This window comes from Shewanella sediminis HAW-EB3, from assembly GCF_000018025.1.
In the GTDB taxonomy this organism is placed as follows: domain Bacteria; phylum Pseudomonadota; class Gammaproteobacteria; order Enterobacterales; family Shewanellaceae; genus Shewanella; species Shewanella sediminis.
Genome location: NC_009831.1, coordinates 526,474 through 542,950 on the forward strand (window position 1 = coordinate 526,474; position 16,477 = coordinate 542,950).

Sequence of the window (16,477 nt, forward strand, 5' to 3'; positions counted from 1 at the left end):
ATGTCTGAATTAAAAGAAGTTTTAGTCCCCGATATCGGTGGTGACGATGTACAGGTAATTGAGATCTGTGTTGCTGTTGGTGATCAACTTGCAGCCGAAGAGTCAATTATTACCGTAGAAAGTGACAAGGCGACCATGGACATTCCAGCGCCTTTTGCCGGCACGTTAGCCGAGCTTAAAATAGCCGTCGGTGACACCGTCTCTGAAGGCACCTTGATTGCTATGATGTCTGCGCAAGGTGCAAGCACTGAAGTTACTGCGGCAACAGCGGCTCCAGAGCCGACTCCGGTTGCGCCAGCAGCACCTGTTGATGCAGCTCCTGTTCCGGCTTCTACTGCTACACAAGTTATTGAAGTCAAGGTGCCCGATATTGGTGATGCGGCCGATGTCGAAATCATCGAAGTGCTGGTGGCCGTGGGTGACAGCATAGATGTCGATACCGGGTTGATCACCCTGGAAACCGATAAAGCCACGATGGAGGTGCCTGCACCTTCAGCCGGTGTGGTGAAAGAGTTAAAAGTAGCCGTTGGTGATAAAGTTTCTGAAGGTTCGCTTGTGCTTATGTTGGAAGTTGGTGCTTCAGCACCAGCAGCGATAGTGGCTCCGGTTGAAGCCCCAGTTGTAGCTCCTGTAGCTCAACCAGCTCAGGCCGCGACAAGCAAGCCTCCGGTTCCGCATCATCCAAGTGCAGGCAGTAAGCCTGTCACCGGAGCGGTACACGCTTCACCAGCCGTTCGTCGTCTGGCTCGTGAGTTCGGCGCAGATATGACCTTAGTTAAAGGTACGGGCCGCAAAGGTCGTATCCTTAAGGAAGACGTTCAGGCGTTCATTAAATATGAGCTTAGCCGTCCTAAGGCATCTGCAGCGACAGCCGTTGCTGGTGGTGCGGGTGGACTCAATGTTATTGCTGCACCTAAAGTCGATTTTGCTAAGTTTGGTGAAATCGAGGAAGTGCCCCTAACACGTATTCAGAAGATCTCTGGTCCGAACCTGCATCGTAACTGGGTCACCATTCCGCATGTGACGCAATTCGACGAAGCCGATATCACCGAGATGGAAGCATTCCGTAAGCAGCAAAATGAACTTGCAGCTAAGCGTAAGACAGGTATTAAGATCACGCCGCTTGTCTTTATGATGAAAGCCGTTGCCAAGACCCTACAGGCTTTCCCTGTGTTTAATGCCAGCCTAAGTGCCGATGGTGAGTCTTTAATTAAGAAGAAGTATTACCATATAGGTGTTGCGGTTGATACGCCAAACGGCCTAGTGGTTCCGGTTGTTCGTGATGTTGATAAGAAAGGTATTCACGAACTGACTCAAGAGTTGACTGAGATCTCGATTAAAGCACGTGATGGTAAGCTTAAGTCTGCAGATATGCAGGGCAGTTGTTTCACTATCTCGAGTCTGGGTGGTATCGGTGGTACGGCATTTACGCCTATCGTCAATTACCCGGATGTGGCTATTTTAGGTGTATCTAAGTCAGAGATTAAACCAAAGTGGAATGGTAAAGATTTTGAGCCTAAGCTAATGTTGCCGCTATCTCTCTCTTATGATCACAGGGTGATCGACGGGGCGATGGCAGCGCGCTTTAGCGTGACACTGTCAAGTATGCTGTCCGACATACGGACGCTTATTTTGTAATGATGAAGGCTACTCATGTTGAGTAGCCTTTTGTTTATTGCAATTGAGGGTTAAAATGCGGCCACCTTACAGAATAAAAATTCGATAGCTGGCGTCATTTACCGTGAAGCGACACACTCGCCAACGGAATGAAATAAAAAGAATAGAGGAAAACATGAGTAACGAAATCAAAACTCAGGTATTGGTAGTAGGTGCAGGTCCTGCTGGTTATTCAGCGGCATTTCGTGCGGCTGATTTAGGTCTGGAAGTCATCATCGTTGAGCGTTTCAACACGCTTGGTGGTGTATGTTTGAATGTAGGCTGTATCCCATCAAAAGCGCTGCTTCACGTATCTAAAGTGATCGAAGAGGCGAAAGCGGTTGCGAGCCACGGTGTTGTTTTTGGTGAGCCGCAAATTGATCTTGATAAGCTTCGTAGCTTTAAAGAAACGGTGATTAGTCAGCTAACCACAGGTTTGGGCGGAATGTCCAAGATGCGTAAGGTTGATGTTGTTAATGGTTTTGGTAAGTTTACCAGCCCTAATACCATTGAAGTTACGGGTGAAGATGGCGTTAAAGTTATTCGCTTCGAACAAGCCATTATTGCCGCGGGTTCACGTCCTATTCAATTGCCATTTATCCCACATGAAGACCCACGTATCTGGGATTCGACCGATGCGCTAGAGCTTAAAGAAGTACCTGGAAAGCTACTTGTTATGGGTGGTGGTATTATCGGCCTCGAGATGGGGACAGTATACTCGTCACTGGGTAGTGAGATTGACGTGGTTGAGATGTTTGACCAGGTTATTCCTGCCGCTGACAAAGATATCGTTCGTGTTTACACTAAGAAGATTAAGAAGAAATTTAATCTTATCTTACAGACTAAAGTTACCGCCGTTGAAGCTAAAGAAGATGGTATCTATGTGTCTATGGAAGGTAAGAAAGCGCCTGCGGAACCTGTACGTTACGATGCCGTGCTTGTGGCAATTGGCCGTACGCCAAATGGCAAGCTGATTGATGCAGAAAAAGCGGGCGTTAATATCGATGAGCGTGGTTTCATCAATGTCGATAAGCAGATGCGCACTAACGTGCCAAACATCTATGCTATCGGCGATATCGTTGGCCAGCCAATGCTTGCGCATAAAGGTGTACATGAAGGTCACGTTGCCGCAGAAGTTATCTCTGGTCTTAAGCATTTCTTCGATCCTAAGGTTATCCCATCAATTGCCTATACCGACCCTGAGGTCGCGTGGGTAGGTTTAACTGAGAAAGAAGCGAAAGAGCAAGGCGTTGCTTATGAAACGGCTACTTTCCCATGGGCCGCAAGTGGGCGTGCTATCGCATCAGACTGTAGCGATGGTATGACTAAGCTTATCTTCGATAAAGAGACACACCGTGTGATCGGTGGTGCTATCGTAGGCGTTAACGGTGGTGAGCTATTGGGTGAAATCGGCCTTGCTATCGAGATGGGTTGTGATGCTGAAGACTTAGCGTTGACTATTCACGCTCACCCAACCCTACATGAATCAGTTGGTTTGGCCGCTGAAATCTATGAAGGTTCTATAACTGATTTGCCTAATCCAAAAGCAAAAAAGAAAAAGTAACCTTTCACAGAACTGATAAAGCGCTCTTTTGAGCGCTTTTTTTTGATTGCGTTATAAATTTGTAAATAAGCAGGTGAATTAGGCTCGATGAACTGCTACATTCGTAGTAAGCCTATGAGATGTTTATTGAATGCAAATCGCTTACGTAAAAAAAATACTTTTTCCATTATTATTACTCCTTACTTGCCTGGCTCCCGTCATGGCGGGCGATTTAGTGTCTCGTGTTTTTAATGAGCGAGAAGGCCTGACAAACTCCCAGATTAATGACATCAGCTTCGATGAATATGGCTTTGTATGGCTGGCCACCGATGAAGGCCTTTATCGGTTAAGTAATTCTAAAGTTAGACGGATCGACAAGGTTGAGTTCGACCTGCGTCTCTCCGATGAATATATCAATATTGTTGAACCCTTGAGCCAAAAACACCTGCTTGTCAGTAACTATTCTGAAAACTATCTCTATGACATCTTGGCCAATCGGTTTATCAAATTCGGAAGTGATGAGCTGTTTCCTGAGTTTAAAGGCGAAAGCATAGTCGCTCAGGTCAAGCGGGCCGATGGTAGTTATCTCTTTCTCACCAGAGAGGGAGAGATGCTTCAGTATTCTTATCAGCCATCTTCATTAGAGAGGATCATCTTTCTGCCAAATAATGCCGATGTTCTATGGCATAACCTGGTTGCACTCGACGATGGTCGTATAATGGTTGGTACCGAATATGAGTTGCAACTGCGAGATAGCAAAGGACGACGGATAGCGGTTTTACCCTGGGAAGAGAAAAACGGATTAATGAAGTGGCTGTTTAAAGACTCTAAGGGAAGAGTTTGGTTAAGCTCGAGCAATGGATTATATCGGGTCGATGTTGATAACTTACAGATTAATCCGGTGAAAGAGCTACCCTATTATACGACCAAAATAGCTGAGGATAATAATGGCGATCTTTGGATCTCCAGCCATATAGGGTTAATCAAGTGGCCCCCTGGCTCTACAGAACATAAGCTCTTTCAAAAGCAATTAAAACAGAGCGCAGATATCGATTATATTAATGATATTGCCATAGATAATACAGGGGTTATATGGGTCGGAGGCTCGGGAGATGGCCTGGCCGTTCTTGCCGATGATCCTGGTTTTCTTATCGACAGGTTCACTATGTCTGAGCCATATCATCTCAGCAATGAGATGATATGGACCATATTTGCGGAAGATGAAAATATTTGGCTAGGCACCGATAATGGTCTTATCGTTATCGATAAAAAAAATAAACAATCTAGGACGTTAGTTCCTGATGGTATCGAGTTAAATGACAGTATCTATAAGATTGATCCTTTAGATAGTCATCATCTGTTACTTTCAACGACAACGGGTCTGTTTGTTGTAGATAAGCGTAATTTTACTTCTCAACGTTTTGCCCAATGGGCTCAGGGAGATTATTCCTTAGAGCACAAAGTGGTATATACAAGTTATAACGATCCCTTGATAGAGGGACGTTGGTGGTTTCTTACCATGACCGGCCTCTATTTTTGGGAGCCGGGAATGCTTAACCCTCAAGAGAGACTAATATCCGGAGAAAGGACACAAGCGGGCATACGAGATCTACGTGCGCTATTTCGCGATGAGTCTGGTCGATTATGGATTGGCGGAGGCGACTTCTTTGGTTTTCTCGATAGCGAAGGCCAATTTCATTCCCGAATAAATATTTTTAGTGACGAAGATATCGATATAGAAGTTAACTATATTAAGCAGGTTGAGTCGGGGGTATTTTGGCTGGGCACTTCACCCAGTGGCCTGTTCGAATATGCTCCTGCATCGGGTCGAGTGAAAGCATTAGATAAGAAGTGGTTGACTGATTGCTCCTCTGTATTTTTTATTCATCAAACGGATAAACACCGTGTTATTGGTTGCCCCTACTCGATAATCCGACAGGAGATTGAGAGTAACAATATTCTTGTTATCGACGAAGACGACGGGCTTATTGGTGACGAGCTGAACGACGGTGCCTATTTTTATGACCCCGCTTATGGACTCTACCTAGGTACGCCCGATGGGGCTATGGCACTGAATATCGATGACTTGAGTAATCGCATCCAAAGAGACAAGGTGTTTCTGGAAGCTGTTTCGGTGTTTTATGACGATGACACTCAAATCGATCTTATTCCACAGGCCGATACGGTGATTTTACCTGGTGCGAGACTGATTAGTTTCCAGGTTACCAGCCTGGATTATCTCGATGATACGCCTATGACATTGCAATATAGGTTGCGCCGAGAAGGAGACCGCAGCGAGAGTCACTACCTATTGTTGGAAGGGCAGTCTCAACTGAATATCACCGGTTTATCATCCGGGAAATATCACTTGGATATTTTAAGCCAAGAGAATGGTATCTGGTCAAAGGTACCCCACACCTTTGAATTTAGGGTTAAACAATTCTGGTGGCAGACTCAATGGTTCAATGGATTGATATTATTCACCGTTCTCTGTATTGGTATAGGAGTGATTGTTTACCGGCAGCGTCAGGTGAAAGCCTTTAAGCTTGTTAACAGTGCCTTGGTTGAAAGTGAGGATAGACTACGCCAATCACTCAAGGGAAGCGATTCAGAGCTTTGGGAGTGGCGACATGATACACAGATGTTTAGTCTGGAGAATCGAGGTGCGAAACGGAAAGAAGATCGGAAAAATAAGCTACTAAAGCTGAAAGATTTTCCGGTTCATCGTGATGAAAAAGATAAGGTGCTGGCTTCATGGAATAATATGATCGAAGGTTATAGCGATCGATTCGATGTCGAGTATCGCTACCGTCGAGAAGATAAGACCTGGGGATGGACTAGGGTGAGAGGCAGGCCGGTAGAGCTGGATCCTGCATCGGGAAAAATTTTACGCGTAGCGGGGATATATTCAGACATCACGGCTCAACGTCAACTCGAAGACGATGTTAAATTGTTAGCCCAGGCATTCGGTAACACCTCTGAAGGGGTGTTGATTTTAGATGCGAGTGAGAGGATAAAGGTCTCCAATAAGGCGGCTCAGACCATCATAGGCTCAGATGCGAGAGTGTTGACGCATAAGTATTTCTCCGATCTTATGGTGGCTAAAGAGGGGCGTTCAGATGAAATTGCGCACCTTCTGGATCAAGGCGTGTCATGGACGGGAGAGCGTGAGTTTGTATGTACCAACGGTAGTAGCTGTCCGGTATGGCTTAATGTATCGACCATGCTCGGTGGTAAGGGGGATATCACCCATTATGTCGCAGTATTCTCCGATATCACAGAACGAAAGCGGACAGAAGCGGACCTGCGTCGCCTGGCTAATTATGATGTACTAACGGGACTCCCCAATCGCTCTCTATTTTCTACCCGTTTAGCTCAATCTATTCATCGTGCAGAACATAGCGGTGAAAAGTTGGCCCTGATCTTCCTCGATCTGGATCGGTTTAAGCATGTTAATGACTCATACGGCCATAGTATGGGAGATGCACTGCTGGTTGAAGCCGCAAGTAGGCTGCAATCGTGTATCTCAGAGGAGCACACCTTATGCCGCTTTGGTGGTGATGAATTTGTGCTTCTAATCAGAGACGCCGACAATATTGATAAGATAAATCATGTCTGCACCGAGTTACTGGTACAAATTGAGGCTCCATTTGAGCTATTCGGCCGAGAATTTTTTATCTCTACGAGTATTGGTGTCAGTTTATGGCCCGATGATACGAGGCAGCCTGAGGTCTTAATTAAAAATGCCGATCAGGCTATGTATCATGCGAAGGAGGAGGGCAGAGGGAATTTCCAATACTTCTCTTCGGAGCGTAATGCAGAAGCTTTATACCACCTTCGTCTGGAGGGAGAGCTGCGCAAAGCGATCGAACGCGATGAATTTGAGCTTCATTATCAACCTCAGGTCGATATCCTCAGGGGTGATAAATTAATTGGTATGGAGGCTCTGCTGCGCTGGAGGCATCATAAAGATGGGTTAGTTCGGACGGATGTCTTTATTAAGGTGGCCGAGTCATGTGGATTAATTATAGATATCGATCGCTGGGTGCTACGTCAGGCTTGTGTTCAGGGGGCGCTCTGGGCCAACTCATATAAAGAAAATTTTAAGTTATCAGTTAATATCTCTGCCGTTCATTTTCGTCAGCCCGATTTTATTGATGGCGTAAGGTCTATTTTGGAAGAGACTAAGATCCCCCCATCGGCATTAGGCTTTGAGATCACCGAGGGGGTCTTGATGAAGGAGCTACATATTGCAAAAGATCATCTTAGGGATCTAAGAGAGCTTGGAATTGATGTGGCTATTGATGACTTTGGTACCGGTTACTCATCGCTTGCTTACCTACGTCACTTTGATGTCGATACATTAAAGATCGATCGCTCTTTCCTCATCGATATCGCGACCAATGAGACCGATCAGGCCATCGCGAGCAGTATCATTGAGCTAGCCAGAAACTTAAAATTGAATGTGGTAGCCGAAGGTGTGGAAACCAAAGATCAACTCGAGCAAGTATTTAGCCGGGGTTGTTATGTTATTCAAGGTTATTACTTCTCTAAACCGTTAACGGTAAGCGATATGGAGTCCTATATGGGGCTAAAAAAAGCGGAGTGACGTCATATTAGCTATTTAACACCACTTATTAGTTCTCTGTTTGTGTTTTAACTATGTTACGTTTTTTTTGTTAGAATATGCCCGCCCTGTATCAATTAATAATTAAGAACCAATATCCTATGATACGTAATCTAATATTTTTGCTGGTGGTCAGCTTTATCGCTGCTCCCGTCATGGCCGATGTCAGGCCAAAAGTTGGTTTGGTACTCAGTGGGGGAGGCGCGAAGGGGGCGGCTCATATTGGTGTATTGAAGGTGCTCGAGGAGAACAAGATTCCTGTCGACTATATCGCAGGAACCAGCATCGGCGCATATGTCGCAGGCATGTATGCCCTTGGATACAGTGCTATTGAGATTGAAAAGATCATGATGACAGAGTCATGGTCAGATGGATACTCAGATACGATTCCCAGAGAATCATTGAGCTATCGGAATAAGCAGCAAAGAGACAGATTTAATATCCCGGTGAATATGGGATATAGCGATGATGAGATGAAAATGCCCAACGGTCTCTTGCGTGGGCAAACCATGTCTAAACTTCTCCAGCGATCCACGGGCTTAGTTCATCAGTTTGGTCACTTCAATGAGTTAGCTATTCCTTACCGCGCCGTGGCAACGGATCTTGTAACCAGTAAGGCCGTCGTTATCAATAATGGCAGTGTCGTCAAGGCCATGCAGGCTTCGGCTACCGTTCCCGGCGCGCTCCAGCCGGTTGAATATGAAGGTAAGCTTCTCGTCGATGGCGGCATCGCAAATAATATGCCTATCGACGTGGTTATGGGGATGGGAGCCGACATCATAATTGCCGTCGATATCGGTTCATCTCTGGTGAAGAAAGAGGAGTTAAATAGTACTGTCGCGGTATTGAATCAGCTATCGACGATGTTGACGAATGCCAGCTCTGAGAGACAGAAATTGCTTCTTGGTAAAGGTGACATTCTCATTCGTCCAAAAGTCGGTGATATGAGTACCACAGACTTTTCAATCATGCCTCAGGCTTATGCCTTGGGCGAATCGGCTGCGCTTGAGCATATTGATTTACTTAAGCAATTGAGTGTCACCGAGTCTCAATACGCCAGCTATCAGCAAGCTAAAAAGCGCATAAGCAAAACCTGGCTCAATGAAGTCGACCACCCCTTAGTTGATATTGTATTTAATAATGAATCGAGAGTAAGTGATTCTCTGTTGAGGGAGGCCTTCGGAATTCACCCTGGTGAGGTCGTTACCACAGAGCGACTCGAGCAAGGCATTGCCAATGTATATGCCCTGGACAAGTTTGAGCTGGTTAATGCGGAATTTTCCGATACAGAACAGGGACGTGTGCTGACCTTAAATACCAAGTCTAAATCATGGGGGCCTAATTATTTTCAACTGGGCTTCAGCTGGGAAGATGACTTCTCTCTGGACTCTGTCGTGTCCTTGGATCTGGCCTATACACTCACCGATATCACTGATACAGGTGGTGAGTGGCGTAATGAATTAAGGCTCGGTTTTGAGAAGTTAATCGCCACCGAGTTTTATCTGCCTCTGGATTATGATCAAGAGTTCTTTAGCCGGGCCAAATTAGCTTATGAGCAAAAAGACTGGGACTTCTATGAGCAAAACGCTAAAACACTGCAGTTATCTCAGACTCAATACAGGGCCGATATTGGTATTGGCTATAACTTTGTAAAAGAGGGCATGGTTGAGCTGGGAATAACGGGTGAAAAGGGAGTTTTAGAAAATAAGGCTATAATTGATGAGCTTAAATATGAAACCTATGGTGCTTACTTTAAGTTTGGTTTCGATGATCTCAACAGTATTAACTTCCCGACCTCCGGTAATCGATTTACCTTAAACCTCTATTACAGAAACGAGTCGGCGCCCGATTTTTTAGGTTTTGACACTAACGAGAACTCCTTTCAGATCGAGGCGGATTGGCGCGGTGCATTAAGTTTTGGTAATCATGCTTTCGTAGGAATAGCGTCATTGGCTACCGTCGATAAAGATGACAGCTTCAGCGTGCATGTGTCTGAGCTTGGTGGCTTCCTGAATCTATCGGGTTATCACAAAAATGCGCTCGTTGGCGCTCATAAGGTGTTTGGTGCCTTCGTCTATCAGTACGATCTGGGACGAGATGTGTTAGGGATGACAGATTATCCCCTCTACCTGGGTACGAGTATCGAGGCGGGTAACGTTTGGGAGTACAGAGATGGGGTGGATCTCGATGATCTTATCTATTCCGGCAGTTTATATTTCGGTACAGATACCTCTATGGGCCCCGCCGCATTAGGTTTTGGCTGGGCCGATGATGGTGAGATGACAATATTTATATTTATTGGAAAGAACTGGTAAGCCCGATTGTTGGCTTATACCGATTGGTATTAATTCATACAAAGTTACAAAAACGTACTGTAGGCGTAAATGCCTCAGTGGTAGTGTGTGATCGGATAAATTTATAGAAAGCTCCATCATAGGAGATTCTGTATATCATAAGGATAGATCGGGGATGAAAATGAACAGAGTAAGTAAACTGGCAATTGGTATTGCACTTAGCTTAGGTCTTGCTGCTTGTAGCAGTAATGAACCAACGACAACAGTCGCTGAGGAAGTGACTAAGGTGTCGGGAGTCGAACAAGAGAACTTCGATAATGCGGTTCGCCATCAAGATGATTTTTACTACAGCGTAAATGGTCATTGGCTAGCTAACACTCCAATTCCTGCAGATAAGTCTAACTACGGCGCATTTTCAGTACTTTATGAGCAGAGTCAAAATGCACTGAAAAAAATTATCGATGAAGCGGCGGCTAAGCAAGATAAAGTTGCAGGCTCGAGTGAGCAAAAAGTGGGTGACTTCTATGCCAGCTATATGAATACTGATGTCATCGAGAAGCTAGGTATCAGCCCGTTAAGCGACCTGCTGTCCGATATCTCTTCGGCAAAGACTCACAAAGATATCGCCGGCTTGATGGGGAGTCTGCTAAATAGTGGTGTACAGATGCCATTCGGTTTTTACGTTAACAACGACGCTAAAAACTCAAGCCAGTATGCGGTCTACCTCTACCAGTCAGGCTTGACTCTACCCGATCGTGATTATTACCTGAAAGATGATGAAAAATTTGTAGCCAACAGAGCCGCACTGAATGCCTATGTTGCGGATATTATGGCGCAAGCCGGCAGTCAAGATGCTGAGCGAGTGGCAGCCAGCGTAGCTAAGATTGAGCACTTTATCGCACAGAGCCAGTGGAGCCGTGTGGAGTCGCGTGATGCGAATAAGAGCTACAACATGATGGACAGCGCCGAGCTACAGGCTACAGTGAGTTCTTTTGACTTTGCTCAATTTGCCGCTAACGCCAATATGAGTTCGGTCAAAGAAGCTGTGGTGCGTCAACCTTCTTATTTTGAAAAATTTGGTGCTCAGTTCAATGAGTTTACTGTGAGCGAGTGGCAGGATTACCTCTCTTTCCATCTTGTTGATAGTTACGGGGAGTTGTTGAGCAAGAACTTTGTCGATCTTCATTTTGCTTTCCATAGCAAAACCTTGATGGGAATTGAAGCGCAGAAGCCACGCTGGAAGAAGGCAGTCGATGCCGCGGATCAGGTCATTGGTGAGCTTGTGGGTAAGGAGTATGTGAAACAACACTTCAAGCCAGAGGCAAAAGAGAAGATGGAAGAGCTCATTCAAAATCTCATTAAAGGTTTTGAAGTCAGTATCAATGAACTCGAATGGATGACTCCGGAGACTAAGATTGCGGCTCAAGAAAAGTTGTCTAAGTTTACCTATAAGATTGGATATCCTGACAAATGGAAGGATTACACCGACCTAAGTATTAAAGCAGATCAGCTTGTGGGGAATATTCAGCGCTATTCTAAATTCGAATATAAAACCATGCTGAATAAACTAGGTAAGCCTATCGATCGCACTGAGTGGCATATGACGCCACAAACAGTAAATGCTTACTACAGCCCGGTGATGAACGAAATCGTGTTCCCTGCCGCGATCCTTCAGCCTCCCTTCTTTAATATGGATGCCGATGATGCGATAAACTACGGTGGTATTGGTGCGGTTATCGGTCATGAGATCAGCCATGGTTTCGATGATCAAGGGGCCAAGTATGACGGCGATGGTAACCTGCGCGATTGGTGGACGGATAAAGACCGTGAAGAGTTCCAGAAGCGTGGGGCGCAACTGTCTGCTCAGTACTCATCTTATGAAGCGCTACCTGGCAAACATGTCAATGGCGATCTGACCCTAGGTGAGAATATCGGTGACTTAGGTGGTCTGACTGTTGCTGCTCGCTCATATCATTTGAGCCTGAACGGTAAAGAATCGCCTGTCATTGAAGGTTTAACCGGTGAACAGCGTCTGTTTATCGGTTGGTCGCAAGTATGGCGTCGTAATTATCGTGATGAAGAGCTGGGCCGTCGTCTGATGACCGACTCTCATTCACCGAGTCACTTCCGCGCCATGGGCACGCCAAGAAACATCCCTGCCTTCTATCAAGCATTCGATTTGAAAGAGGGTGATAAGATGTTCCTGAGCCCTGAAGATCGCGTTAAGATCTGGTAATAGATCTGCTACGCATCTCTATCGATACCACTTCGTGGTGTTATCAAGGTAGAGAGTAATAATAAGTAAGCCCATCTTTTTTTAGATGGGCTTACTTATTTCAAACAGACAAAGCTAAGATGACGACCTCTGGTCTATCGCTACGCGGGCGGCGAAGCCTATTAGACGGGCTTTGCCCTAGAAAAATAGAATCTCCCACGCCTATGTTTTAATAGCTAGAGTGTATTGACTCCAATCGTTTAGCGTAGCGTCTGCTAGCCAACGGGTTGGCGTCCCTTAGCGACAAAGTCTAGGACCTAAAACCTATATCTTCCCATCTAAATACTCAGGAAGCTTGGTGAGATCGGCTAGCTGCTGATGGGCAATAATCCACTTAGATTCGAGTCGTTGCTCTGGTGCGGGGATAGCTAAAGTCTGCATGTTTGCCGCTCGGGCGGCGACGAGGCCATTAAATGAATCTTCGACAGCGATACATTTCGTAGGGGATATGCCCAACTCCAGTGCACAGTTTAGGTACACTTCCGGGTGTGGTTTTCCATAGGCTAAGTGCTCGGCCGATTGAGTCGAGTTAAAGTAATGGCTGATATCCAGCTTGTTTAAAACAGCATCGACGATAGCGTGTGAAGAGGAGGTGGCTAAACCGATTTTAAGGTTTTTTTCCTGACAGTAATCTAATGCAGAGATCACTCCCGCCATGGCAATACCGTCTTTGTTAATATAGCTAACAACCTGATCGACGATCTTCCTGGATACTTCCCTATTGTCATAATTATCCCAGGGGAAACGTTGGTACCAATAACTCACAACTTGATCGATTCTCAGACCGGTCGTTTGAAGGGTATCGTCAAAACTTATCTCTAATCCCAGCTCTCTCATGGTCTGAAATTCAGCTTTCTGCCAAGTTGGCTCTGAGTCGATAAGTATGCCATCCATATCGAAAATGATGGCTGATAGTCGTGAAGAGGTCATAGGGTTCCGGTATGTTCAATATAACTACGGTGAATAGTACTATCAATTATCATCATTTTCACATGATATTGGGAGTGTTTATGCTAATGAAATTCATTTTTCAGTGCCTTTTTTACCGATTATGTTGGTAGATAAACTGTGATTAACTATTTGCTTTTTATCGGTTTAATTACTTTTTAAAACTATTGTCTAATTACATTTTTCACGAGTAACGATTAAATTACAGTTCACCCCAAGCAAGCTGGCGGGTTTATCACCTGTTTATGACTCATAAGAGTGTGATCTGATTCAAACTTTTGTAAACCTGTTGTATAATGCCGAGCAGAAATAAGGGTCGAGCCTGCAGGACTGTGAGCTTCATTTATGAAGACGTGCAGTTTCGTTGTTAGAACGCCAAACAAAGAGGAATGTTGCCGTGCTAGAAGCATATCGTAAACACGTCGAAGAGCGTGCTTCAGAGGGCGTAGTCCCTAAGCCACTAGATGCCCACCAAGTCGCCGAACTCGTTGAGCTGGTTAAGAACCCACCTGCAGGAGAAGAGGAGTTTATCCTGGACCTGCTGGAAAATAGAATTCCACCAGGTGTCGATGAAGCCGCCTATGTTAAAGCTGGTTTCCTGGATGCTGTCGCCAAAGGCGAAGCTAAGTCATCTATTCTGTCATCGGCTCGCGCCGTTGAACTGCTTGGCACCATGCTGGGCGGCTATAATATTCAACCGCTGATCGCTCAGCTTGATGTTGCTGAGCAGGCGCCTTTAGCCGTTACAGCCCTATCTAAAACTCTGTTGATGTTTGATGCTTTCCACGATGTAGCTGAGAAGATGCAAGCCGGTAATGAGTTTGCCAAGCAGGTTGTTCACTCTTGGGCTGAGGCGCAGTGGTTTCTTAACCGCCCTAAGCTTGAAGAGAAGATCTCTCTGACGGTATTTAAAGTATCAGGTGAGACAAACACAGATGATTTGTCTCCAGCTCCCGATGCGTGGTCACGCCCGGATATCCCACTGCACGCTTTAGCTATGCTAAAAAATACCCGTGAAGGTATTGTGCCCGATGAGGCCGGTGTGATCGGTCCAATTAAAGAAATTGATCAGCTTAAAACTAAGGGCTTCCCATTAGTTTATGTTGGTGATGTTGTCGGTACAGGTTCTTCACGTAAATCTGCGACTAACTCGGTGCTTTGGTTCATGGGTGATGATATCCCTAATGTGCCAAACAAGCGTGCTGGCGGTTTCTGTCTGGGCGGTAAGATCGCACCAATCTTCTTCAATACGATGGAAGATGCCGGTGCATTGCCTATCGAACTCGACGTTAGCAAGATGAACATGGGCGATGTTATCGACATCTACCCGTATCAGGGGGTCGTTAAGCGTCATGACAGCGATGAGGTTATCTCTGAGTTCGCTCTAAAAACTGACGTGTTAATGGATGAAGTTCGTGCTGGTGGTCGTATTCCATTGATTATCGGTCGTGGCCTGACGGCTCGTGCCCGTGAAGTGTTAAAGCTCGAAGCATCAACAGTTTTCGTATTACCACAAGATGTGGCCGATACAGGCAAAGGTTATACCCTTGCTCAGAAGATGGTTGGTAAAGCTTGTGGCGTTACCGGTATCCGTCCTGGTCAATATTGTGAGCCTAAGATGACCTCGGTTGGTTCGCAAGATACTACCGGTCCTATGACTCGTGATGAGCTTAAAGATCTTGCATGTCTTGGCTTCAGTGCCGACTTGACTATGCAGTCTTTCTGTCACACAGCGGCTTATCCTAAGCCGGTTGATGTGAATACGCACCACACGCTACCTGATTTCATCATGAATCGTGGTGGTGTATCTTTGCGTCCTGGTGATGGTGTTATCCACTCTTGGTTAAACCGTATGCTACTGCCTGATACTGTCGGTACCGGTGGTGATTCACATACTCGTTTCCCGTTAGGTATTTCGTTCCCGGCAGGTTCGGGCCTGGTGGCCTTCGCCGCCGCGACTGGCGTAATGCCGCTCGATATGCCTGAATCAGTCTTGGTTCGTTTTAAAGGTGAAATGCAGCCAGGTATCACGTTACGTGATCTTGTCCATGCGATTCCGCATAAAGCGATCGAGCTGGGTCTGCTAACTGTTGAGAAGCAGGGTAAGATTAACTTTTTCTCTGGCCGAGTTCTTGAAATTGAAGGCTTAGAAAGCTTGAAGGTTGAGCAGGCATTTGAATTGTCAGACGCTTCTGCTGAGCGTAGTGCTGCTGGTTGTAGTATTAAGCTTGATAAAGAGCCTGTCATCGAATATCTGAACTCTAACATTGTGATGTTGAAGTGGATGATAGCCGAAGGTTATGGCGATCGTCGTACTATCGAGCGTCGTATTATTGCGATGCAAGAGTGGTTAGAAAACCCAGAGTTGATGGAAGCTGACAGCGATGCAGAATATGCCGCGGTTATCGAAATTGACTTGAATGACATTAAAGAGCCAATCCTTTGTGCCCCTAACGACCCTGATGATGCAGTACTGCTATCAGAGGTTAAAGACACTAAGATTGACGAAGTATTCGTGGGTTCTTGCATGACTAATATCGGTCATTTCCGTGCTACGGGTAAGATGCTGGATAAGTTTGCTACAACGCTACCGACGCGTCTGTGGATCACGCCTCCAACTAAGATGGATCGTGATCAGCTTACCGAAGAGGGTTATTACGCTATCTTCGGCCGCGTTGGTGCGCGTGTTGAGATCCCTGGATGTTCTCTCTGTATGGGTAACCAGGCTCGTGTTGCCGATGGTGCGACAGTGGTTTCAACTTCGACTCGTAACTTCCCCAACCGTCTGGGTACAGGTGCTAATGTTTATTTGGCATCGGCTGAATTGGCTGCGGTTGCTGCACTCCTAGGTCGTCTGCCAAGTTCTGATGAGTATCAGGAGTATGCTAAGCAGTTAGATGCAACGGCTGCCGATACCTATCGTTATCTGAACTTCGATAAGATGAGTTCTTATACTGAAAAAGCGGGCGAAGTTATCTTCCAGTCTGCGGTATAGAATCAGAACGGGTCGGGGTCCACTTAAAGCATTAGCTTAGAAGGTGGACTTTGTCCCTTTGGGCGTTGTTATACCGATTGGTATTTCAGTGCAGCGAACCAACAAAAAAGGCTAGATTCATACCGATGAATCTAGCCTT

The 16,477-nt window shown here is 45.7% G+C and carries 7 protein-coding genes; 6 read left to right on the forward strand and 1 reads right to left on the reverse strand.

The features are described 5' to 3' along the window. The 5 genes from aceF (at position 1) to SSED_RS02305 (ending at position 12,356) form a co-directional block, all read left to right on the forward strand. Positions 1–1,638 (forward strand): dihydrolipoyllysine-residue acetyltransferase, encoded by a 1,638-nt coding sequence (gene aceF, locus SSED_RS02285; RefSeq protein WP_012140782.1) that lies wholly within the window; start codon positions 1–3, stop codon positions 1,636–1,638. 154 nt (positions 1,639–1,792) lie between these two features. Further along, positions 1,793–3,220, forward strand: a complete 1,428-nt coding sequence (lpdA, locus tag SSED_RS02290) for a dihydrolipoyl dehydrogenase (RefSeq protein ID WP_012140783.1) — start codon at positions 1,793–1,795, stop codon at positions 3,218–3,220. Between the two features lie 130 nt (positions 3,221–3,350). After that, complete coding sequence (locus SSED_RS02295) at positions 3,351–7,808, forward strand: EAL domain-containing protein (RefSeq protein ID WP_012140784.1); 4,458 nt, start codon at positions 3,351–3,353, stop codon at positions 7,806–7,808. 119 nt (positions 7,809–7,927) lie between these two features. Further along, positions 7,928–10,141, forward strand: coding sequence for a patatin-like phospholipase family protein (locus SSED_RS02300; RefSeq protein ID WP_041421497.1), 2,214 nt, complete (start codon positions 7,928–7,930; stop codon positions 10,139–10,141). A 160-nt stretch (positions 10,142–10,301) separates the two neighbouring features. Further along, positions 10,302–12,356 (forward strand): M13 family metallopeptidase, encoded by a 2,055-nt coding sequence (locus SSED_RS02305; protein ID WP_012140786.1) that lies wholly within the window; start codon positions 10,302–10,304, stop codon positions 12,354–12,356. A 303-nt stretch (positions 12,357–12,659) separates the two neighbouring features. Here the strand turns inward: SSED_RS02305 and hxpB are convergent, their stop codons facing one another. Continuing rightward, entirely contained in the window at positions 12,660–13,325 is a 666-nt protein-coding gene (gene hxpB, locus SSED_RS02310) for a hexitol phosphatase HxpB (protein WP_012140787.1), read from the reverse strand. A 415-nt stretch (positions 13,326–13,740) separates the two neighbouring features. Between hxpB and acnB the strand changes: the two genes are divergently transcribed. Further along, complete coding sequence (gene acnB, locus SSED_RS02315; protein WP_012140788.1) at positions 13,741–16,338, forward strand: bifunctional aconitate hydratase 2/2-methylisocitrate dehydratase; 2,598 nt, start codon at positions 13,741–13,743, stop codon at positions 16,336–16,338. Positions 16,339–16,477: the final 139 nt, after the last annotated feature.